This window comes from Pseudomonas sp. Sample_23, assembly GCF_004307595.1.
Lineage (GTDB): Bacteria > Pseudomonadota > Gammaproteobacteria > Pseudomonadales > Pseudomonadaceae > Aquipseudomonas > Aquipseudomonas atacamensis.
Genome location: NZ_RCNX01000086.1, coordinates 38005 through 58395, shown reverse-complemented (window position 1 = coordinate 58395; position 20391 = coordinate 38005). Strand labels below are relative to the sequence as shown.

Annotated in this window: 20 protein-coding genes and 1 pseudogene; 5 read left to right on the top strand and 16 right to left on the bottom strand. The window is 57.7% G+C overall.

What is annotated here, in order from left to right; all coding sequences use genetic code 11:
• Positions 1 to 2: 2 nt before the first annotated feature.
• The 8 genes and pseudogenes from D8U82_RS23180 to D8U82_RS23145 all read right to left on the bottom strand — a co-directional run bounded on the left by D8U82_RS23180 (position 3) and on the right by D8U82_RS23145 (position 9510).
• Positions 3 to 485 (bottom strand): adenylyltransferase/cytidyltransferase family protein, encoded by a 483-nt coding sequence (locus D8U82_RS23180; RefSeq protein WP_039758830.1) that lies wholly within the window; start codon positions 483 to 485, stop codon positions 3 to 5.
• 6 nt (positions 486 to 491) lie between these two features.
• On the bottom strand, positions 492 to 995 hold the full coding sequence (locus tag D8U82_RS23175; RefSeq protein WP_039758832.1) for a GNAT family N-acetyltransferase: 504 nt from the start codon (positions 993 to 995) through the stop codon (positions 492 to 494).
• The gene (locus D8U82_RS23170; protein WP_130888007.1) at positions 985 to 2298 is read right to left on the bottom strand and encodes an aminotransferase class III-fold pyridoxal phosphate-dependent enzyme; all 1314 of its coding nucleotides are present in this window, start codon (positions 2296 to 2298) and stop codon (positions 985 to 987) included. Before D8U82_RS23170 ends, D8U82_RS23175 begins: the two co-directional genes overlap by 11 nt.
• A gap of 521 nt (positions 2299 to 2819) precedes the next feature.
• Positions 2820 to 5909 carry an efflux RND transporter permease subunit gene (locus tag D8U82_RS23165; RefSeq protein WP_130903047.1) on the bottom strand — a complete coding sequence of 1030 codons (3090 nt, stop codon included), beginning with the start codon at positions 5907 to 5909 and terminating at the stop codon, positions 2820 to 2822.
• Positions 5906 to 7015, bottom strand: coding sequence for an efflux RND transporter periplasmic adaptor subunit (locus D8U82_RS23160; RefSeq protein WP_130903046.1), 1110 nt, complete (start codon positions 7013 to 7015; stop codon positions 5906 to 5908). Before D8U82_RS23160 ends, D8U82_RS23165 begins: the two co-directional genes overlap by 4 nt.
• Before the next feature lie 101 nt (positions 7016 to 7116).
• Positions 7117 to 7282: pseudogene (locus D8U82_RS23155) on the bottom strand (transporter); the annotation flags it as partial.
• 144 nt (positions 7283 to 7426) lie between these two features.
• Positions 7427 to 8053: a TetR/AcrR family transcriptional regulator gene (locus D8U82_RS23150; protein WP_130903045.1), complete on the bottom strand. Its 627-nt coding sequence runs from the start codon at positions 8051 to 8053 to the stop codon at positions 7427 to 7429.
• A 134-nt stretch (positions 8054 to 8187) separates the two neighbouring features.
• Positions 8188 to 9510, bottom strand: a complete 1323-nt coding sequence (locus D8U82_RS23145; protein ID WP_130903044.1) for an APC family permease — start codon at positions 9508 to 9510, stop codon at positions 8188 to 8190.
• A gap of 550 nt (positions 9511 to 10060) precedes the next feature.
• On the opposite strand from D8U82_RS23145, the gene D8U82_RS23140 reads away from it, so the two are divergent.
• Positions 10061 to 10423 carry a DUF6124 family protein gene (locus D8U82_RS23140; RefSeq protein WP_056785034.1) on the top strand — a complete coding sequence of 121 codons (363 nt, stop codon included), beginning with the start codon at positions 10061 to 10063 and terminating at the stop codon, positions 10421 to 10423.
• Positions 10424 to 10507: 84 nt separating this feature from the next.
• On the opposite strand, the gene D8U82_RS23135 is transcribed toward D8U82_RS23140, so the two are convergent.
• The 3 genes from D8U82_RS23135 to D8U82_RS23125 are packed head-to-tail and all read right to left on the bottom strand — an operon-like array spanning position 10508 to position 12025.
• Positions 10508 to 10591, bottom strand: coding sequence for a YHYH domain-containing protein (locus D8U82_RS23135; protein ID WP_238537280.1), 84 nt, complete (start codon positions 10589 to 10591; stop codon positions 10508 to 10510).
• Entirely contained in the window at positions 10588 to 11724 is a 1137-nt protein-coding gene (locus D8U82_RS23130) for a nickel/cobalt efflux protein RcnA (RefSeq protein ID WP_130888013.1), read from the bottom strand. Before D8U82_RS23130 ends, D8U82_RS23135 begins: the two co-directional genes overlap by 4 nt.
• Positions 11725 to 11731: 7 nt before the next feature.
• Positions 11732 to 12025: a metal-sensing transcriptional repressor gene (locus D8U82_RS23125; protein WP_130903043.1), complete on the bottom strand. Its 294-nt coding sequence runs from the start codon at positions 12023 to 12025 to the stop codon at positions 11732 to 11734.
• A 106-nt stretch (positions 12026 to 12131) separates the two neighbouring features.
• Here D8U82_RS23125 and D8U82_RS23120 point away from each other — a divergent pair, with 106 nt between their 5' ends.
• From D8U82_RS23120 to D8U82_RS23110, 3 genes are read left to right on the top strand one after another with little or no spacing between them, the layout of a single operon-like run.
• Positions 12132 to 12491, top strand: coding sequence for a hypothetical protein (locus D8U82_RS23120; protein WP_130903042.1), 360 nt, complete (start codon positions 12132 to 12134; stop codon positions 12489 to 12491).
• A gap of 47 nt (positions 12492 to 12538) precedes the next feature.
• Positions 12539 to 13276 (top strand): HupE/UreJ family protein, encoded by a 738-nt coding sequence (locus D8U82_RS23115; RefSeq protein WP_130903041.1) that lies wholly within the window; start codon positions 12539 to 12541, stop codon positions 13274 to 13276.
• Between the two features lie 12 nt (positions 13277 to 13288).
• Positions 13289 to 13954, top strand: a complete 666-nt coding sequence (locus D8U82_RS23110; RefSeq protein WP_130903040.1) for a transmembrane anchor protein — start codon at positions 13289 to 13291, stop codon at positions 13952 to 13954.
• 70 nt (positions 13955 to 14024) lie between these two features.
• On the opposite strand, the gene D8U82_RS23105 is transcribed toward D8U82_RS23110, so the two are convergent.
• The gene (locus tag D8U82_RS23105) at positions 14025 to 14918 is read right to left on the bottom strand and encodes an AraC family transcriptional regulator (protein WP_177434161.1); all 894 of its coding nucleotides are present in this window, start codon (positions 14916 to 14918) and stop codon (positions 14025 to 14027) included.
• 271 nt (positions 14919 to 15189) lie between these two features.
• Between D8U82_RS23105 and D8U82_RS23100 the strand changes: the two genes are divergently transcribed.
• Positions 15190 to 15702, top strand: a complete 513-nt coding sequence (locus D8U82_RS23100) for a nuclear transport factor 2 family protein (protein ID WP_130903038.1) — start codon at positions 15190 to 15192, stop codon at positions 15700 to 15702.
• A gap of 219 nt (positions 15703 to 15921) precedes the next feature.
• Here the strand turns inward: D8U82_RS23100 and D8U82_RS23095 are convergent, their stop codons facing one another.
• The 4 genes from D8U82_RS23095 to D8U82_RS23080 all read right to left on the bottom strand — a co-directional run bounded on the left by D8U82_RS23095 (position 15922) and on the right by D8U82_RS23080 (position 20285).
• Positions 15922 to 17217 carry an OprD family outer membrane porin gene (locus tag D8U82_RS23095; protein ID WP_232245415.1) on the bottom strand — a complete coding sequence of 432 codons (1296 nt, stop codon included), beginning with the start codon at positions 17215 to 17217 and terminating at the stop codon, positions 15922 to 15924.
• 133 nt (positions 17218 to 17350) lie between these two features.
• The gene (locus D8U82_RS23090) at positions 17351 to 18259 is read right to left on the bottom strand and encodes an alpha/beta hydrolase (RefSeq protein WP_177433354.1); all 909 of its coding nucleotides are present in this window, start codon (positions 18257 to 18259) and stop codon (positions 17351 to 17353) included.
• A gap of 157 nt (positions 18260 to 18416) precedes the next feature.
• Entirely contained in the window at positions 18417 to 19307 is an 891-nt protein-coding gene (locus D8U82_RS23085) for an alpha/beta hydrolase (RefSeq protein WP_177434160.1), read from the bottom strand.
• A gap of 60 nt (positions 19308 to 19367) precedes the next feature.
• Positions 19368 to 20285: a transporter gene (locus tag D8U82_RS23080; protein WP_194087864.1), complete on the bottom strand. Its 918-nt coding sequence runs from the start codon at positions 20283 to 20285 to the stop codon at positions 19368 to 19370.
• Positions 20286 to 20391 lie beyond the last annotated feature (106 nt).

Genomic DNA, 20391 nt, shown 5'->3' with positions numbered 1-20391 from the left:
TGTCATCTGTGCGTGGACATGACGAGCCGGGCGATTCTGGACGTCGAGTCGAATATCTTGTCGTCCGTCAAGATCATTCGCCCCCCTGCGCTTTCAACCAGTGCGCGCTCCGCCTGAAGTCTCACGTCTGACCCGTCACTGTAATCCGCACCCTTGAAATAGAGGTTGGGACGTAGCGTCTTGATCATCAATTCAGCAGTGGGTGTGTGATTTACGATGACATGATCGCAATAGCGAATAGAGGCAAGAAACTCTGCGCGTTTTTGATCGGGGAATACCGGCCGGTCCGCTCCTTTATTGACATATGGGTCGGCGGTAACTGACACGAACAATCGATCCACCATTGTTCTGGCACGTTGCAAATGATAAAGGTGCCCAGGATGCACAATGTCGAAACAGCCGTGACAAAGACCGATAGTCAAACCTTTTTCGCGGCAATAAACCGCCTCATCCTGCAGTGCAGTGATGTCACTTAAAACGCCCATGATTATTCATTCCTTTGAGATAAGAGATTTAGCCATGATGTTCAGGTGTTCAAGTTCTCCCCAGTAATCGGGAAGCTGCCCGACGATTTGAAAACCATTGCGTAAATGAAAACGGTAGGCTGCACGTTCTTTGTCAATATTTCCTATATCCAGACATAACCATGTCTTTTCATTTGCCAGAGCGTACTTTTCAATTTCGTCATATAACAACGAAGCCACCCCGTATCGACGGTATTGGCTATCAACAATCAACCAGTCTGCCCACAGGACATACTTCGAGGGGATCGGACCTGCGGCGCAGCCCATCGTCCCGATCACCCGTCCGTCTACTGTGGCGACAAATCGCCCCCCTTCAAATTGAGGATTGGCAAGTTCATTGGCAAATTGCTGACCCGCAGACTCGGTAAGATCCTCGCCAGAGGCAATCTGGGCGACCAACCCCAGAACAGCTTCCATGTCAGCCTTTGCAAATCGCCGCAGGCGAATCTTCGTAACAGGTTCATTTGGCATGGTACTGAACCCTCTTGAGTGCCGAATCCAGCCGCTCACAGGCGTCCGCCAACATTTCAGTCGTATGCGATGCACTCAGGGTGACAGGCTCTGGGCAATAACTGAGGGGCATCAAAAAGCCATACAAGTTGTACTCACGGGATAGCAGGGCGAACAACTTCTGGGCAAAGTCGATCGGGTAGAAATGCTCTATCTCCCTCATGGTTCGAGGACGTTCGGAGGTTCCAATGTGGACGCCGATTCGACCGCCGTACCCATCGATATGACAGGGTATGTGGTGTTTATCGAAAACGTCCCTAAGCCCGGCCTTCAAGCGCGATTCCAGCGCGGCGATGTGCCGGTGCACCGTTCCATCCTGCAAATGCTCGATGGCGGCAAGCGCGGCGGACACGGACAGGTATCGCCCCGTATTGGTCCCGCTGACCTGAACAGGACCGCGTGGTGCGATTACGTCCATGTATTCGGCTTTACCGGCAATACCCGCGATCGGCATGCCGCAGCCGAACGCCTTGCCGAAGGCGGCGATGTCGGGTACGACACCGAAGTCCTTTTGCGCACCACCAATGTTTGCGCGGAAACCGGTGAGCACTTCGTCGAAGATCAGCAGCGCACCCTTACGGCTGGTCAGCGCACGCACATTTTGCAGAAAACCTTCATCCGGTCTGATGCATCCGATATTCAATGCAACAGGTTCCAGGATCACCCCTGCCACATCGTCCTTGTATTTTTCAAAAGCATTTTCCAGCGCTTCCAGATCATTCCATGAAACCGAAACCGTCAAGTTGCCGAATTCGTCAGGAATTCCCACAGTGCCCGATAAACGTTCCAGTTCTCTTCCCGCCAATAACGCGCCAGAGCGCGGTGAAGAATCCACGTTCCAGGTCAAAGAGTCATTAAGCCCATGAAAATGCCCTTCGAACTTGATGATGATGCGTCGACCGGTAACGGCACGGGCGATACGCGTCGCATACATGGTCGCTTCCAGTCCGGAGTTGACCAGCCGCAACTTTTCGGCGCAGGGGACGACCGCACAGAACCGCTCACTCAACAGACGATGTTCATCGGTCTCATACTGCTGAAGAAAGCCCCGCTCCAGTGCCTTTAGAATGGAGTTTTTGATGACTGGACTATCGTGTCCCAACAGGCAGGATCCCCAGCCCATAATATAATCATCGCGCCATTCGCCCGATGTCAGCTGAACGCGCGCGCCGGCGGTATTCTGCACATTTATCGGCCCGACTACCGACAAGTGATTCCATCCCGATAGAACATTGCCAACACGTGTTTCCTTTAAACAATCCATGACGACTGACTCTCCCTTTAAAAAGTTTAGAGCGAACAAAGTCCAATACCCAGGCAAATGAAATTCGCCATGGCATTCGAACAAGATTCGATCGTGCGATACGCAATAACGTAGAAAGCAGCGCAGCAAGTTGGAGGAAAAACTAGCCCCGCCATCTACGCCGCGTCAATTTAAAAAATAAATGGCCGCCTAACAGCTTGTTTGCCAATGAAAACTGTTTTTCTTAAGAGAAAGTAGCGCAAAACATCAGGCGCATTATTTCAAACAGATATAAATGAATTTTCGCACTTATATTTCAGCAAGTTAGCCACAGCAAAACGCATTCTTTCAATGATTGGAAAATCTGATCCGCAAGTTTCGCAAACAACTGTGATGCTTATTAATCACATCCTGTATAAGCGGCGGACCTGGTTAATGACGAGGGTCAACTCCGCACACTTGAAAACTCCAATAGCCAAGAGAGAGAGTTAGTCGCGGATAGCAAAAGGCCCGTCATTGACGGGCCTCTTTCAAACCTGACCTTATACCGAACGCGAGGGTTGAACCTGCCCCCTGTTCTCAGGCCGAATCCTGAACCAGATCGCATACATCGCCGGCAGAAACACCAGCGTGATAATCGTGCCAACAAACGTGCCGCCGATCAGCGTGTACGCCAGCGTGCCCCAGAACACCGAGTGGGTCAGCGGAATGAACGCGAGAATCGCCGCCAGCGCGGTCAACAACACTGGCCGCGCCCGTTGCACTGTCGCTTCAACCACGGCATGGAACGGCGCCAGCCCTTCCTGCTCGTTGTGATGAATCTGCCCGATCAGAATCAGCGTGTTGCGCATCAGAATCCCGGACAGCGCAATCAACCCGACCAGCGCATTGATGCCGAATGGCTGGTTGAAGATCAACAGCGTCGGCACCACACCGATCAAGCCTAACGGCGAGGTGAGGAAGACCATGATCATCGCTGAGATCGAGCGTACCTGGACGATGATGATGAGCAGCGTCATGGCGATCATGATCGGCAGCAACGGCAGAATCGCTTTGCCGGCCTTGCCGGATTCTTCGATGGCGCCCGCCTGCTCAATCCGGTAGCCGGAAGGCAGGTTTTCGATGATCGGCTGCAACTGCTGGATGATCGCACCGGAAACGTCCGGTGGCTGCAAACCTTCGGCGATGTCGCCACGGACGGTGATGGTCGGCGTGCGATCGCGGCGGCGCAGGATCGGGTCTTCCATGCGCACTTCGACCTGGCCGATCTGCGACAGCGGGATGCGCTGCCCCGCCGCACCGACCAGGGTGAAGCCTTCGATCTGTGCCGGGTCCAGGCGGATATTGCCCGCCGCACGGCCAACGACCTGCACGGAACGGATGTCCTCGCGCACCGCCGTGATCGGCACGCCGCTGAGCAGAAATTGCAACTGCTGGGCGACCGCGCTGGACGTAAGCCCCACCGCCTGCAAGCGGTCCTGATCCAGGTTGAAATGCAAGGTCGGCGTCAGCGGCCCCCAGTCAGTGTTGACGGTTCTCATCATCGGGCTGTCCTGCATCACTGCCCTGACCTGCTCGGCGATGTCGCGCAATTTCGCCGGATCAGGCCCCATCACCCGATAGGCCACCGGAAATGGCGAATACGGGCCGAAGACAATTTGCGTCGCCCGAACCCGCGCCTCTGGAGCAAGCCCTTCGGCGACCGCTTCGCGCAAACGCAACTTCAGAGTTTCACGGGCGTTTTGGCTGTCGGTCAGCACAACGATTTTGGCGAACGATGGGTCCGGCAACTCCGGCGCCATCGCCAGGAAAAACCGTGGTGCACCCTGACCGATATAGGCGGTGACGATTTTGGCCTCTTCCTGCTTGTGCACCCAGGCTTCGACTTTGGCCGCCGCAGCGCTGGTCTGCTCGATGGACGTGCCGTAGGGCATCCGCACTTCAATCATCACTTCGGGGCGGTCAGAGGTCGGAAAGAACTGCTTCTTCACCAGCCCCATGCCCGGAATCGCAACGGCAAACAGCGCGACCACCGTACCGGCCACCAGCCATTTGCGCGTGATCACCCATGCCAGAACACGCCGGAAACGGTTATAGCGCGGCGTGTCGTAGATTGCCGCGTGCCCGCCTTCGACTTTCTTGATGTCCGGCAACAGCTTCACGCCCAGGTACGGCGTGAAAGCCACGGCGACGACCCACGAAGCAATGAGCGCGATGCCGACAATCCAGAACATGTTGCTGGTGTATTCGCCCGCCGTTGATTGCGCGAATCCGTTGGGCAGAAAGCCAATCGCCGTCACCAGCGTACCGGCCAGCATTGGCGCTGCCGTGTGACTCCAGGCATAAGCGGAGGCCTTGATGCGGTCGTAGCCCTCCTCCATCTTCACCACCATCATTTCAATGGCGATGATCGCGTCATCGACCAGCAGCCCGAGCGCCAGAATCAGCGAGCCGAGGGTGATCCGGTCAAAGTTCTTGCCGGTGGCCGCCATCACCACAAACACGATCGCCAGGGTCAAGGGCACCGCCGCTGCGACCACCACGCCGACACGCCAGCCCATGCTGAGAAAGCACACCAGCATGACCACCAGCAGCGCGACAAAGAACTTGACCATGAACTCGCCGACCGCCGAGTCGATATTCACCGCCTGATCGGTGACTTTCGACAGCGGCATGCCCAACGGCATTTCCCCGTTGATCCTGACTGTCTCGGCATCCAGCGCCTTGCCCAGATCGAGACCGTTCCAGCCCTCGCGCATGATCACGCCGAGCAATAACGCTTCTTCGCCGTTGTTGCGCACCAGGAAGGTTGCCGGGTCTTCGTAGCCGCGCTCGACCGTGGCCACGTCAGACAGCTTGAGTGTTCGGCCCTGAGCGACAACAGGCGTGTCACGGATTTTCTGCAACGTATCGAACGCGCCATCGACGCGCAAAAACACCTCTGGCCCTTTAGTTTCGACCGATCCGGCGGGGGTCAGCACGTTTTGATTGTTCAGCGCGGCGAAGATGTCCTGCGGCGACAAGCCCAGCGTCGCCAGCCGATCATGGGAAAACGAAACGAATATCCGCTCGGCCTGCTCGCCGATGATGTTGACCTTTTTCACCCCCGGCACGTGCAACAGGCGCTGGCGCAACGTCTCCGCGTCGCGCACCAGCAAGTGCTGCGGCTCGCCCTTGGCTTTCAAGGCGAACAGCGCGAAGGTCACGTCGGAGAACTCGTCGTTGACCATCGGCCCGAAGACACCCGCCGGCAGCTTGATTGCTTCGTCGTCGAGCTTTTTCCGTGCCTGATAAAACTCTTCCTGCACTTGCGACGGCGGTGTGCTGTCGAGCAACGAGACCATGGTGAATGCCAGTCCCGGGCGCGTGTAGGTTTCCGTGCGGTCGTACCACTTCAGTTCCTGCAAGCGTTTTTCGAGGGGTTCGGCGACCTGATCCTGCATCTCTTGCGCGGTCGCTCCCGGCCACGCGGTAATCACTGTTAGCTGCTTGACCGTGAACGGCGGATCTTCCGCCCGGCCCAATTTGAAGAACGACAGGACGCCGGCCACGGCGATCAGAAAAATCAGAAACACCGTGATCGCACGTTGGCGCACGGCGATAGCAGAAAGGTTGAACCGGCCCTCGCTCATGGACGACTCCCGGCAATCTGGCCATCGTCGCGGGCAAGCAAGCGCACTTCTTCGCCATCGCGCAGCAGATGCGCGCCCAGCGCGACAATCGGCTCACCGACGTTGAGCTGGCCAGCGACACGGGCCGAATCATCGCTCAAGCCCAGCACCTCGACCGGGCGCCAGCTCACTTTCGCCGGTGTGCCGGCGATGACCCACACGCCGGGGCCTTTGCCCGGGTCGTAGATCGCGGCGACGGGCACTTTCAGCGCCTGATCTGGCGAAGAACCCTGAGCAATTTCGACGGTGACCGTCGAGCCGATTGGCGCATTGGCCAAACTGCCTTCGAGCACATAGCGTGCCTCGAAAGTACGAGCTGTGCTGTCGGCCGAATCGGAAAGCAGACGCAGTTTTGCGCTCACCGCAGCCGACGTATCGCCATACAGTTTTGCCTGAGCGGTTGAGCCCGGCGCGGGGCGCAAGGTCTCGGGCAGATGGACGATGGCCTCCCGCTGACCGGCCCGCGCCAGCCGCACCACCGGTTGTCCCGGACTGACGACTTGCCCGGGTTCGGCGAGGGTTTCCACCACCACGCCATCAGCGTCCGCCAGCAAAACCGCGTAACCCGAGGCGTTGCGCGCGACGTCCGCTTGCGCCACAGCGGCATTGAGCTGCGCCCTGGCGGTGTCGGCTGCGGCTTTGAACTGATCGTAGGCCGATGCCGAAATAGCGCCGGCGGCGACGAGTTTGCGATTGCGCGCTTCGTCACCGGCAGTCTGTATGGCTCGGGCGCGAGCGGCGCTCACCGCTTCTTGCTGGGCTCGCGCCTGCAGGCCGAGGTCGATCGGGTCGAGGCGCATCAGTGGCTGGCCGCGCTTGACCGTCTGACCGGTATCAACCAGACGCTCGAGCACCTTGCCCGAAACGCGAAAGCCCAGATCGCCCTGGGTGCGCGCAGCGACGACGCCGGTGAATGATCGAGACCCATTTTCTGCCGGTTGCACCGTTGCCGATCTGACAATCGGCGCCAAGGTACGTGGATCTTTTGCGCTGGAGGAATCCCCGCACGCCGTCAGGGCCAAGGGCAACAAACATACCGCGAGGGGGAAAGGTCGGAGCCGGCGCATGGAATTCCTTCACAGAAAATAGGATGATCATCATATTCTCAGTCTTGTGACCAATATCGTCAACAGTCACAAAGGCGCCGGCCCGATCTTTCAGCGTTGAATCAGAAGCGATAGCTGACAGAAGTACCGAGCCCGCTGGCGCTGTTCTTGTATTTCGCGCTGTACGAACCCTTGCCCGCCGAGGTGTCGTTGATCTCGACGCTGAATACGCGGCCCGCGATTGGTGTTGTTCGCGGGAGGCTGATCAACCGAGAACCCAGTAAGCAGCACTGAAATAACCAAAATGCGGCGGCCATGTTGCCCCAGTGACCATACCAGTAAAGAGTCACAAACAGAACAGCGGAAATGTCGTTGCGTCAGGAACAGGATGGGGTTGGGGCGACTGATCCGAGTATTCGGATCAGCAAAGGGTCAAGGCATCAAGCTGCGCAAGATGAGGTTCGAAGTCAGCGTGGGCGCCACTTCGATGAAATCCAGATTGTGTTGCAGCATCAGGGGATTGACGAAGGGCCGCAGCGCCAAGTGGATCGATTCGACCGTCTCGTCCAGCGGCGTCCTGCGCTCGAACTCACCGGCCTCGCGACCATCGCGGACAATGTCGGTGATAAAGCGCTTGATCTGCGCATCGTAACGCTGCGCACTTGGCCAGTTCTCACCCGCTGCAAACGCGGCAATGTGGTAGAGTTTGCGATCGTTGAAGAACAGATTCACACCCGTGGCGATCACGGTTTTTACCAGCCGGCGGAAACGCTCGGTGGGCGTCAGGTCTTCTTCGTTTATCGCCTGCTCGACCGCCGCAACGATCTGCCCCAGACAGTTCGAGCAGATTGCTTCGCCAATCGCCTGTTTGGAATCGAAGAATTTGTAGATGTACGCCTTGGAGAAACCGATGGCCTTGGCCAGATCGGACACCGTGGTCTTGGCGTAGCCGTACTGGCTGAAATGCTCGTTGGCCGCCGCGACAATCTGATCACGAATGTCGTGATCAACGGGACCACGCGGGCCGGGGAAGGATGGGGAAACTGAGGACTGATTCATGTCGGCAGCTTACTCACCCGCCCGTCGACTGACAACGTGTGACTCATTCTGAAAACCACCACCCATCCACTGTGGGAGCGAGCCTGCTCGCGAATACGCCCGCCCAAACAACACCAATTCCCCAAGCTGCTGCACTACCCGGCCTTACTGATCGCAGAAAAATTGATACGAGAAAAGCCATGCAGCAACATCCCGACAATGATCAGCGCCCCCGCCCGCAACCAGGTCTCCCAGCCCTGCTGACTGAGCAGCACCAGACACGACACGATCGCGAGCACCGGAACGAAGGTCGGTACGCGAAAGTGATCCTCCTCGACCCTGTCACGACGAAGAACCAGCACCGCCACATTGGTACTCAGAAAAACGAACAGCAACAGCAACACCACCGTCTCTGCCAGCGTCGCCAGCGTCCCTGTGAGTGTCAGGGCAATAGCCACCACGGTCGTTGCGACAATGGCAGCCCACGGAGTTTTGCGTTGAGGCAGCACCGCACCCAAAACACCCGGCAACAGCCCCAGATTCGCCATGCCATAGGTCAATCGGCTGGCCATGATCATGGTTAACAACGCACCGTTGGCCACAGCAATCAGCGCAATAAAAGAGAACAGCGCCGGCGGGATTGCGAGGGTCGATGCGCGGACAACTTCTAGCAAAGGCGCCGATGTTGCCACCAACTTCTCGGTAGGCAACACCGAAGAAGCCGCCACGCCCACCGCCATGTAAACCACCCCAGCGGTGAGCAAAGCGGCGAACAAGGCCCGCGGGTAGACCTTGCGCACGTCTTTGATTTCCTCGGCCAGATTGGCCGAAGTTTCGAAACCGACGAAGGAATAGAAAGCCAACAATGCAGCCCCCAGCACCGCCAGCATGGGACTGACGCCCGGTTTGAACGTGAGCGTCCGCCCCAGGTCCGCATCGCCTGTGCGGAAATACCAGACCGCAGCCACGATCACCAGAATCAGCCCGGACAGTTCAATCACGGTCATCACCAGATTCGCCCCAAGCGACTCCTTGATCCCCCGCGCGTTGAGCAGGCCGATCGCCAGGAGAAACACCAGCGCTGCAATCTGCGGCGATACGTCGACAAAGGCGTTGAGGTAATCACCGGCAAACGCCAGCGACAAACCCGCAGCGCTGGTGACCGCAGCCGCCAGCATGCAGAAACCGACCAGGAAGGAAATGAGCGGCGACTTGAAGGCCTTTTGCGCGAACACCGAAGCCGCGCCGGCGTGGGGATATTTGGTCACCAGCTCCGCGTAGGAACCTGCCGTCAACATGGCGAACAACAACGCGATCAGCAGCGGGACCCAAATCGCGCCGCCCACCTCCCCCGCGATCGTTCCGGCGAGTGCGTAAACACCCGCGCCGAGTACATCGCCGAGAATGAACAGAAACAGCATCGGGAAAGTGATAGCCCGGCGCAGAGCAGGTTTATGAGTGGGAGCCGTCACGGTCATTCCTTGGTTCAGGTGTGGAGGAGCAGGAGGGTTGTCACCTCAAACAATGGAAATGACGCCGAAAGCAAAGTTCAAAATCTGTGACGGCCCGATTGGCACGGCGCTATAAACATTGCCCACTCGACACCATACAAGCGAGCCTGCTCGCGAAGACCCCAGCCCGATCAACACAAAACCTCAGCCAAAACCAATTCCCTAAACACCTCGTTTAAAACTGACATTCAGACTGTTCCAGCAAGCTACAACGCCTTGCGCCATTGCCTACGACTACGCCAGAATCCGCCGGCTTGTGCGCCTCGGGCCGTGGTTCTATCGTTGGCCGGTCACTGAAAACATAGTGATCGGGTTTGGTAGCCCGGGTATACGAGGTCCGCAATGACACCGTTTGGCGAAGTCTTCGCCTGGCTTCTATGGTGGCTATGCGCAGGGCGCTTTCGAGCGCGCCGGTTTTGCCTTGTGTCCCGGTCTACCAACCTGTGCATGGCCGCCACCCTTCGTTTGGTAGCGAACGGGTGATGGCTCCTTTTAAAGCGGCACGAGGAGAAAGATCATGTTCAAAGTCACGCCAAACCCGCCACAGTCAGACGCAACCTCCCCCTACGAATCCCTCGACTCAAAAAAACTCCACGAAGCCGCCGACCGCGCCCTTGACCACTACCTCAAACCCACCGACACCCTCAAAACCACGCCCTACCAGACCAGCAGCATGTTCCTCGCCAACCCGAAAACCGCGACTGAAGAATTGCTGGTCAACGCCAGCGAATCGCTGGGCTCGGCTTCGGTGATGTTGAGTGATGTGATCGGGATGGTTGAAGGATCTGCTCGCAAGACACTGCAAGGTATCGCGCAAGTGGTAATGCTCGGCGAGCTGGCGGTTAATCAGGCGTTGGATAACGTCGTGCCGGTCGAGTAATCCTGCGGATGCAGGCGTTCGCTAATGCCTCGCGCTCATCGCGCGCGCCTCGATAGCCCAGCCTTGCGCTGGGCTTTTTGCTCGTCAGTGGCAGTGGTAGTCGTTGGTTTTATGGTTGCGATGGCAACCCTTTGCATCAGTGCCACCGCTGTGCGCAAAGGGTCTTATGCGCTCAGGCCGATCCAGCCATGAAAGCCGACATACAGGCCAACGCCAATGATCAGCACGCTGGACAGGTAAGGAGCGCGGCGCGCCAAGGTTCCCAGCCACGGCCAGCGATTGGAAGCCTGTCTGGCACCGATGGCCGCAGCGGCACCGACAGTGACCAGAGTCAGCGCCAGGCCGATGCTGAAACACAGCACGAGCATGCCGCCGAGCGCGACCTCTTTGACTTGCAGGCACAGCAACAGGACAGTGATGGCAGCCGGACAGGGAATCAGGCCGCCAGTCAGTCCGAACATGACGATCTGACCCGTGGTCACTTCGCGGTTGGTGAAGCGCTTACGGATGTCGTTGGCATGAGCACGTTCGTGCGCATCCTGATAGCCATCAATCGACAGCTCCAGGCCTTCGAGTTCGGAATGCGCATGCCCGTGATCATGCTCCTGGAACGTCAGGTCGTAATCATGCGAATGCCCGGCATGTCCAAGGCTCAAGCGAGCGCTGAACTCGTGCGGTTCCGGAATATCCACCGTCGACTGCAGAAAACCTTCACGCTCGACGAACGCGAACGATTGGCTGCTGCCGTCCGGACGCGTCGTGGTCAGGCGAACATCCGAGGCTGCCCAGGCGTGTCCGCTCAAGGTCTTCAGGCGCCAGTGCGGTGGCATGCCTTCCTCGAAGATCGACAGTTCAACACGGCCATGGCCGGTATCTATTCGGTGCGTTTCATCATGATGACCATGGTCGTGTTCGCCGTGATGGTGATCATCGCTTTGCTCGAACTTGAACATCTGCTCACCGCGCCAGGTACGCCACAGCATCCACAGGGCAATCGCGATGATCAGTGCAGAGGAAGCAAGCTGGAAGTACGGCTCAGTGGTTTCAGCGTCCAGGCCTTTGCCCAGGTACATGCCGCCGATGGCGACCAGCCACACCACGGCGGTGTGCGAAAGCGTTGCGGCCAACCCCAACAAAACAGCCTGTTTGACCGAGCCACGGATGGCCACGATGAAGGCCGCCATCATGGTTTTCGAATGACCTGGCTCCAGGCCATGCAAGGCGCCGAGCAGAATCGCGCTCGGGAAATACAGCCAGGCGTGAGCCCCGCCTTGCTGCAACAGTTCAGCGAAATCGGGCATGTCAGACCTAAAGGTACTTGGTGATTTGTTTGAAGGCTTCCAGCGGTGCGCGCTCGCCATTGCCTAGCGCCGAAACGGTATCTTCGAGGCAGTGGTCGATGTGATCCTGGATGAGCGTGCGTTTGGCCTGGCAGATCGCTTTCTCGACCGCATGAAGCTGCTGGGCGATATCCACGCACTGACGCCCTTCTTCGATCATGGTGATGATGCCGCGCAAATGCCCGTCCGCCCGTTTGAGGCGTTTGATGATCGCCTCATGACTTTGGTGGGTGTGGGGATGGCTGTGTTCTTGCTCACTCATGACTTGAGGCCCGGGCTTCGATGAATTATGCTCGCATCCTATCCCCCCCAAGGGGATACGGTCAAACATGAGAAAGCCCCATTAAACAGGCCGAAAACCGAATCCCATGTTCAACAGGACACTGACAACGACGGTGGTAATCGCGCTTGCACTCGCCATGTTCATGGCTTGGGCCGGGCATACCTATTCGTTGTCGGTGCCATCGCAACAGCCAGCGTGGGAGATCACTCAAGACGCCCATCACTCCCATGGCGAAGAGGTTTCATCCGGCCACTCAATTCTTTCAGAACACTATCACTCGCCACTGACTCCTGATCATCAGCACGAAACGCCGCAACTCACAGCCGCGTTGATGCTGGCGACCTCGCCAATGCCATCGATGCGTGTCGATGCACTTCGGCATGCTGTTCCCCCGCCGCCGATATTCCTGATCGAGCGCCCGCCACGTCCTTCGTTCGCATCCTGACCATGGCCGCCATGCGGCCCACGATCATTGCAACGTAGGATTAATTCATGCATTCGCACTCAATGAGCGGTGTTGGCGTATTCGCTGCGCCCGCGCATCGCCCGCTATTACTATTGTTTGTATTTTTAGCCGCGCTTTTTTTCGGTATGCCCGAAGCAATGGCGCATGCGGTCGCTGAAGGTGACAAGGGTTTCATTCAGGAAAGCACCGGCGTCATGTTGTTGCCGTTCATCTACATGGGCGCCAAACACATGATGACGGGATATGACCACCTGCTGTTTCTGTTCGGGGTGATCTTCTTCCTCTACCGCCTGAAAGACGTTGGCCTCTACGTCACGCTGTTCGCCGTAGGCCACTCGGTCACGTTGCTGCTGGGCGTGCTGACCGAGGTCAGCATCAGCTCTTACATCATCGACGCCATCATCGGTTTCTCAGTGGTGTACAAGGCGCTCGATAACCTCGGCGCGTTCCAGCGCTGGTTTGGCTTCCAACCCAATACCAAAGTGGCCACGCTGATCTTCGGCCTGCTCCACGGTTTTGGTTTGGCGACCAAGATTCAGGAATACGAAATCTCACCAGACGGCCTGATTCCGAACCTGATCGCCTTCAACGTTGGTGTCGAGATCGGCCAATTGCTGGCCCTCAGCGCGATTCTCATTTTGATGGGGTATTGGCGGCGCACCGGCAGTTTCTGGCGCCACGCGTATACCGCCAACGTCGCCATGATGAGTGCCGGTTTCCTCTTGATGGGTTACCAGATCACCGGCCTGTTTGTCTCTGCCTAAGGAATTCCGACGATGTTCAATACTCCGCTTCCAACTGTTAATGAACTGCCCAGCACCCGCAAACTGCTGCGCTCGACCGTCATCGCGATACTGGTCGCCGCCGGCCTTTTGGTGACCGTTGTCATGCCGTCTGAATACGCGATCGATCCAACAGGTGTAGGCCGAACACTGGGGCTGACCCAGATGGGCGAACTTAAAATCATCCTTGCTCAGGAAGCGTTGGCCGATGCCGCGCCGCCTCAAGCAGCCGCTCCAGCTCCGACTCCAACTTCTGCTCCAGTTCCAGCGCAGCAAGTTGCGCAAGTCCAGCCCGTTCAGAAGCCTGTTGCTCAGCCAGCAACGGCACCCTCCCCGGCGCTGAAAACCAATCAGATGAGCGTAACGCTCAAACCTGGCGAAGGTACGGAAATCAAACTGGAAATGCTGAAGGGCAAGACTGTCAGCTACGAATGGACGGCCACTGGCGGGCTCGTGAACTACGACACGCACGGCGAGCCCTACAACGGTGAAAAGGGTTACTTCCATAGCTACAACAAGGGCAAGCAGGTCAAAAGCAATAAAGGTGAATTCACCGCGTTATTTGACGGCACTCACGGCTGGTTCTGGCGTAATCGCAGCAACAAGGACGTGACCATCTCGCTGAATACGACCGGCGATTACCTGAGCGTCAAACAGTAGTCCGGAACACATTGAAAACGAGGCCGCAAATGCGGCCTCGTTTTTTTCTGCGCGACGAAAAGCGCTGGATTCAAATTCCACAAATGTCCGTGCGCAGCCGCCAGGCGTCTTTCGCCGGTGGCATGCCGAACAGACGGGCGTAGTCTCGGCTGAACTGCGAGGGACTTTCGTATCCGACTGCATATCCCGCCTCTGCGGCGTCGACCGCTTCGGTGACCATCAGCCGACGTGCTTCCTGTAGCCGCAACTGGTTGCGAAACTCCAGCGGGCTCATCGAGGTGATCGCCTTGAAGTGCGTGTGAAACGAAGAACGGCTCATGCCAGCGATTTCGACGAGTTCATCTATTCGACACGCTTCGTTGTAGTGGCTGCGCAGCCAGGCAATGGCCTTGGCAATCTGGTTCAAGCGGCTGTCTGCTTGTGCCATCTGCCTGATGATGCTGTTGCCATTCTCGGTTAGAAGGCGATAAAGCATTTCGCGAATCACCAGCGGAGCGAGCGCTTCGATATCCCGTGGCCTGTCGAGCAGCCCGGCCAGCCGAACCGCAGCATCCAGCAGTTCTGGAGTCGTATCGTTGAGCGTAATGCCTGCCGGCGGTGCACTGACGCTCTCTTCTCTTAGCGGATGGCGCAGCGCAAGTTCACTCAACACAGCGGTATCGAGATCCAGCGCCAGGCACAGATAGGGAACAGCCTCACTCGCCTCGATGACCGAGCCCATCACCGGAAGGTCTACCGATGCAATCAGGTACTTGGCCGGATCGTAAACATAGGCGGTAGTACCCAGCATCGCTTGTTTACGTCCCTGGGCGACAAGGCAGAGCGTTGGCTCGTACACCACCGGCATCGGCATCGTGGGCGTAGCCGAACGAATCAGGCTGACACCCGGAATCGCGGTGCTGTGAATGCCGTCATCCCGGACGTGACGACCAATGATATCGGCAAGCTTGGAAAGGGAATTCAAACGCAACTCCATAACGTGGGGATGCGGCGGTTAAACATCTGGTATCGGATGATCAAGCAAGAAATCAGGACGATCCTGCAACAGCCCTCCTCCGCTCGTAAGTCACACTTCAGATGAGGCCCAGAGATACTGCCGTCCACACCCGCGCCGATTCTTTGCCAATGCCTCATATAGAACAACGGCGTGTGGGAACGCAACTAGCGGCTTACAGATAACAACAACGGCCCACCCAACTCGACGGGCTCATCCGACAGATTAAGGAGCACAGGAAATGACGCTTGTTCAACGCCTCTCTACAGCGCTAGCACTAGTCTTCACCACACTCATTGCAGGGCCGGCGCCCGCCATGGCCAGCGAACCAACTACGGAACGCAATCGTCAATTCGTTGCGCAAGCGTTCAACCAGTGGGCTCAAGGCGGCCGGACGTTCTTCACAGATGTGCTGGTTCCCGATGTGATCTGGAAAATCAAGGGGACGAGCCCCTCGGCAGGCACTTATCGGGGCCGAGATGACTTTCTGAAACGCGCAGTCCAACCCTTCGCAAAACGGCTCACCTCGCCCGTCCGCCCGACGGTGACGGATATCTGGGCTGAAGGCGATGACGTCGTTGTGCACTGGGACGGCACCGCCACCGCAGCCGACGGCGCGCCTTATCGCAACAGCTACGTATGGATCATGCGCATGCGAAACTTGCAGGCAGTTGAAGTCATTGCCTTTCTCGATCTGGTGCCTTATGACGACGTTATCAGGCGAATTCCGCTTGAAGCGGGCAATGTTGAATAGATAATCCTGCCAAGATCGGCTGGAGGATCTGCTCGCGAGACGTTGCGAGATATTAAGTAAGTGGGCATGTCGCGAATGTCGGCTTTCGGCCAGAAGCTGCCCGTCACGGGCGTCCCCCCTTTGGTTGATGACAGTCTTCGACGACCACCCTGCCGCGCACCCCAAGATGCGCGGCAGGAGGATAAATATCCACCTGGCCAAGCGCGACGCGGTGGAATCTCAGAACAACGACACCGGTATTTTCACGATGACCCGCAGCTCGTCAAAGTTGCCCTCGACCTGATGACTGCTCGCGCGATGCCAGGCGTAACCGGCAAGGATATTGGCCCCCTTCAGCTCGGTTCCCTGGAAGGTATAACTGGCGAAAACACCGGTTTCATTATGGTGCTCGTTATCCTGAAGAGGTGAAGCGGTATAAACACCTTTGCTGCCTCCGTTGTAACCGGTGCCGTCAATACCCCAGCCACGTGTATGCCAAAGTATGCTTTTGAAGCACGGCACGCCGTAGGCCGCCCAGTCATTGATGTACTTGATCTGCAACGAGGTTTCGTTCGGCCCGTTGAAATAGGAAACCATGGTATTGGGCAACGAAATGGCATTTGATTCTTTGACGTAATCGAAGAACTCATCACCGACTATTTTCTGCAGGCCAAACTCGACGGTATGGTTCTTGAAGCTGGGGGTAACCGTCAGGCCATAGGCCTGCTGATCGATATAACCGGCCTCTTGTTTTCCGCTGGATTGGGTGTTGTAAGCCGACAACTTGACGGAGGTTTTTATTTCTCCTGTCTTGAAGTCCCGGCTTAGGCCTAGATATTCCCGATCCCAGATATCCTGAATACGGGAAACATAGACACTGCTCTTCAACCCGCCCGCACTGGTGTAATCACCGCCCACGTAGGCGGTCCAGTCACTGCTGACCGGGCGCATTGCATATTGAAGCCCTATGGGCTCGGTACCGGCCGCATAGCGGGGCGCCATTTTCGAGAAATAACCGGACTTCAATACCAGACCTTTGATGGATGAGTTTTCGAACGACCATCCATCAAAAGACGCCGGCACGGTACGTGTATCGGAAAAGTTCATCACGGGGTTGGCCACTTGATGACGGCCAATTTTCAATTCCGACTCAGCCATTCGCAACTTCAGCGCGGCAACGCCCAGGCGGCTCCAGCTCGGCTCGACATCACCGTCACTGTTGACCAGCATGCGGTTACTGCCGCCTGCCGCATCAGCGGGGTTGCGCTCCAGTGCAACGACCGAATATGCAGCGAGATCAAGCCCGACGCCCACCGCCCCAGGTGTATACCCGGAGATAAAACCCAGCTTGAAGCCCTGTTGCCAGGCGACTCGGTCATGCGAAACCCGTGGCCCATCATCGGTACGATAACGGTAGACCGTGTCTCCCCTGCCGATCTCTTTGGAATACCAGTGCCGGGTATCCAGTGTCAGAGAACTTCCCTTAAAAAAACCGCTGTCGGAATTCTCCGCCAGTGCTTCAACACTCAGCAGCATGCCGGGCAAGACACACGCCAGCACAGCTCCACTCTTTACAGGAAGCCACATAGGGATAACCCTCAACTTTTATTATTTTTATATGCCAATAGCGGATTGTTACGAAGCGACCGAAAGTCAGTTAACCAAAACCTTATCGGGACAGTTCGGACACATACTTGACTAGCTTCTCTGCCATCTCGGCGTTGGCCGTGTTCACGGGAGCAAAGTGATTGGAATCACACAGCGCGTCATACCGCGATTCCACGCCCGCGGTATTCGCGCGCTTCACGTAATCGCGAACGGAGGGAAAACGGTCACTCTGATTGGTGATGAATATCTGCGGGACTTTTACCAGTGGCATCTGCGCCGGGGAGACTTCCTGCAAACGCTTCTGCAGCGCCTCACCTTGAATGTTGCCAAGCACCTTGGCCTGAACATCGCCGCGTGGCAGGGTCGAATACCACGCCAAGTCGACCACACCATCGAGCACGACCACGCCGGAGATTTTCAACGGGTTTGCGGCATACAGTTCAGACTCCGGCTTCAACAGGCTTCTACCGGCCAGCCACAGCGCGTAATGCCCCCCCGATGAGTGACCAATGGTGACCGTTTTCTTCAAGTCCAACGGGTACGTCTTCGCCAGCTCCTGCAACTTGTCCGCCGCGCTGGCGACCGTTTTGAAAGAGTTCGGCCATTCGCCGTAACTGCCCACACGACTGTATTCGATGTTCCACGTCGCGAAGCCTGCCTTGGTCAGCAGATCAGCGACCGGCGCCATGTAGTCGAGGCTGACATCAGCGCTCCAGCGTCCACCGTGAACAACCACTACAACCGGAAACGGCCCTTTGCCTTTGGGTAAACGCAGGTCGCCGAAGTTATCCAGGCCTTTGCCATAATATTCACGGTGCACATCGCCCATGACCGCGGGTGCGCGCTTCACCGTTTCCTGAAACAGTGACCATTCATCCTGAGGCGCCGACAGCGGCAGTGGTTTTTCGCAGGCAACATTGTTCTCTACGGCCTGAACACCGAAGGCCACAGAGGCCAGCAATAGCGACACGGCAATTTTGCATTTCATTGGGAACCCTACCTTTTTTTGATTTTAAAGTTCACAGCCAGGTTGTTCTTGAGTCGGTTTCGCAGAGCATCAACGCAACAAGCCAAAGCGCTCAGCGAGCGAAAGAGCAGTTACAACCCGGCAAAGATCGCTGTCGGATTCAGGCCCGAGCAGCGTCCAGTTTTAGCCACCGCTTGATCCACTGCACCATGGGGCCGCTGCCTGCCGCCAGGTCGTCGAGGATGTTGAAATGGTCTGAGTCCAGCGCGAGCAGCTCGGCCGGTGCGCCTTGTTCTATGCAGGCGCAGGCATAGTCCATCGTCTGGCGGCGGAATTCGTCCGTCTCGCGCAGCCCGTAGGCCAGCATCAGGGGCGGGAGCCGCGCCGGAATGTGCAATATCGGGCTCAGCGACTCGACTGATTGCCAGGTGAAATCAATCGTCGAGGCCAGAAAGGTATGCGGTAGCGGACGCAAGTCAAACACCCCGCTGACAGCGATGGCGCCTTGGTAGGGTTGGGCCGGCAGGCCATAGTCGCCCACCCAATCGGTCGCCAGCAGCTCGGCCACTCCGTGGGCTCCAGCTGAATGCCCGACCACCACGATGCGCTCGCGATCAATCCCGAACCGCTCGGCGTTGCGCCACAGGAAGCAGAACGCCGCGCGATGCTGGCGTACGATCTCGGCAATGGTGACTTTCGGCGCCAGCGTGTAGTTCTCAATCACCGTCACCACGCCCAGCGCGGCCAAGCCCTTGGCCACGAAGCTCCACTCCTTGCTGGTGGTCGCCCGCCAGTAACCGCCATGAACGAAGAACACTGCCGGGCGCAAGGTTCCGGGGGTTGCCTGTTGGGGGAAAAACACGTCGAAGGTTTCGTCTAGGGTCGGGCCGTAGGGCACGTCCAGCTTATTGGGCAGTTGGGCGCGTGCGATTTGGCTTTGCTCGATGAACCGCTGAACATAGCCATCGAAGTCTTTGACCGAGGCCTCGATGTCGTACTGCTCGTCAAGCTGCGCCGTCGTGGTAAAACGTTGGGAGATCGGGATTTTCATACAGGCATGCTCCGGGGAGTTCTTGGGGGCCAGCGCCATTGGCAATCGTTCGGCAAGAGGTCAGAACGGAAAAACGAGCTTTAGCCAATAGGCGTCGCCTTCGGCGCGATTGCGCACCGCGCGCTCCTGCTGCCACTTTGCGGTCACGAACCAACCCCGCTGACTGCTGTATTTGATCGATGGGCCGATGGCGAACGCGCGGCCTTTATTGTCCTCGACCCGCTCACCGCGGACATCGTCGTCGGTGGTCTGCCGGTACACGTAGCCGCCCACACCGAGCACCCAGCCATTGCTGAGGCCCCAGCCAATGGCATAGTCGGCGTGCAGCTCCTGGCCGGAACGGTAATCAGTGTCGCGGTTGCGCAGGTTGAAGTCGTACATGGTCTTGATGTCGATGTTCAGCCCGTTCGGATCGACGTAGCTGAAGGCCGCCACCGGTTGCACGGTCCAGTAATTACGGCCGATATTGACCAGATCGTCGCGGTCAAAACGTCCCGTGGGAGCGAAGAAATCGATGCCATAGGCGGCATGCATTTTTTCACTGTAGTGGTAGCCCAGGCCGGGGCCGAACGTGATGTCGCCCAGCTCGCGCTTGCGCTGACTGGTGCCGTCGAGCGAGACCTTCAACTCGACCAGCGGCGCGATGGCATGGAACGCCAGACTGCCGCCCAACACCTTCTGCTCGGTGACCCACACGACGCGCGGCGCAATGACATCGGCGCGCAGGCGGAAGTCCACTGGCAGCTGCCGCCCGTCATTGCCGCGCAAACGGTCGGCGCGGTAACGCTGGGCGTAGACGGTGCCATACAGGCCCGGTGGCGGCATGGCGCCAGACAAGTAGTTCTCGGCACCCATAGGGTACATGGAGCCGCCACCTTCGGTGGCGAGGGTTTGCGCGGCCGGCGCGGTCAGCGAGCAGCCCAGTAACAGCCGCGCGGTGACAAGAGATGGGCTTACTGCACTGTTGTTATTGTTCATCGTGTCTACCCATTGATTGGCGAAAAAACCAGGCAGGCGCTCACCTTTCACAAGCGCAGCCGCCCCAGGTCAGGCCCGAATCACCTGCGGGCCTTATCGGAAAAAC

Bases quoted from the DNA above. Each gene is read 5' to 3' on its own strand.
- D8U82_RS23080 (WP_194087864.1), bottom strand. From the start codon at position 20,285: ATGAACAATAACAACAGTGCAGTAAGCCCATCTCTTGTCACCGCGCGG.
- D8U82_RS23175 (WP_039758832.1), bottom strand. From the start codon at position 995: ATGCCAAATGAACCTGTTACGAAGATTCGCCTGCGGCGATTTGCAAAG.
- D8U82_RS23125 (WP_130903043.1), bottom strand. From the start codon at position 12,025: ATGAGTGAGCAAGAACACAGCCATCCCCACACCCACCAAAGTCATGAG.
- D8U82_RS23170 (WP_130888007.1), bottom strand. From the start codon at position 2,298: ATGGATTGTTTAAAGGAAACACGTGTTGGCAATGTTCTATCGGGATGG.
- D8U82_RS23165 (WP_130903047.1), bottom strand. From the start codon at position 5,909: ATGAGCGAGGGCCGGTTCAACCTTTCTGCTATCGCCGTGCGCCAACGT.
- D8U82_RS23145 (WP_130903044.1), bottom strand. From the start codon at position 9,510: ATGACCGTGACGGCTCCCACTCATAAACCTGCTCTGCGCCGGGCTATC.
- D8U82_RS23140 (WP_056785034.1), top strand. From the start codon at position 10,061: ATGTTCAAAGTCACGCCAAACCCGCCACAGTCAGACGCAACCTCCCCC.
- D8U82_RS23180 (WP_039758830.1), bottom strand. From the start codon at position 485: ATGGGCGTTTTAAGTGACATCACTGCACTGCAGGATGAGGCGGTTTAT.
- D8U82_RS23110 (WP_130903040.1), top strand. From the start codon at position 13,289: ATGTTCAATACTCCGCTTCCAACTGTTAATGAACTGCCCAGCACCCGC.
- D8U82_RS23160 (WP_130903046.1), bottom strand. From the start codon at position 7,015: ATGCGCCGGCTCCGACCTTTCCCCCTCGCGGTATGTTTGTTGCCCTTG.
- D8U82_RS23120 (WP_130903042.1), top strand. From the start codon at position 12,132: ATGTTCAACAGGACACTGACAACGACGGTGGTAATCGCGCTTGCACTC.
- D8U82_RS23150 (WP_130903045.1), bottom strand. From the start codon at position 8,053: ATGAATCAGTCCTCAGTTTCCCCATCCTTCCCCGGCCCGCGTGGTCCC.
- D8U82_RS23095 (WP_232245415.1), bottom strand. From the start codon at position 17,217: ATGCTGCTGAGTGTTGAAGCACTGGCGGAGAATTCCGACAGCGGTTTT.
- D8U82_RS23100 (WP_130903038.1), top strand. From the start codon at position 15,190: ATGACGCTTGTTCAACGCCTCTCTACAGCGCTAGCACTAGTCTTCACC.
- D8U82_RS23115 (WP_130903041.1), top strand. From the start codon at position 12,539: ATGCATTCGCACTCAATGAGCGGTGTTGGCGTATTCGCTGCGCCCGCG.
- D8U82_RS23130 (WP_130888013.1), bottom strand. From the start codon at position 11,724: ATGCCCGATTTCGCTGAACTGTTGCAGCAAGGCGGGGCTCACGCCTGG.
- D8U82_RS23085 (WP_177434160.1), bottom strand. From the start codon at position 19,307: ATGAAAATCCCGATCTCCCAACGTTTTACCACGACGGCGCAGCTTGAC.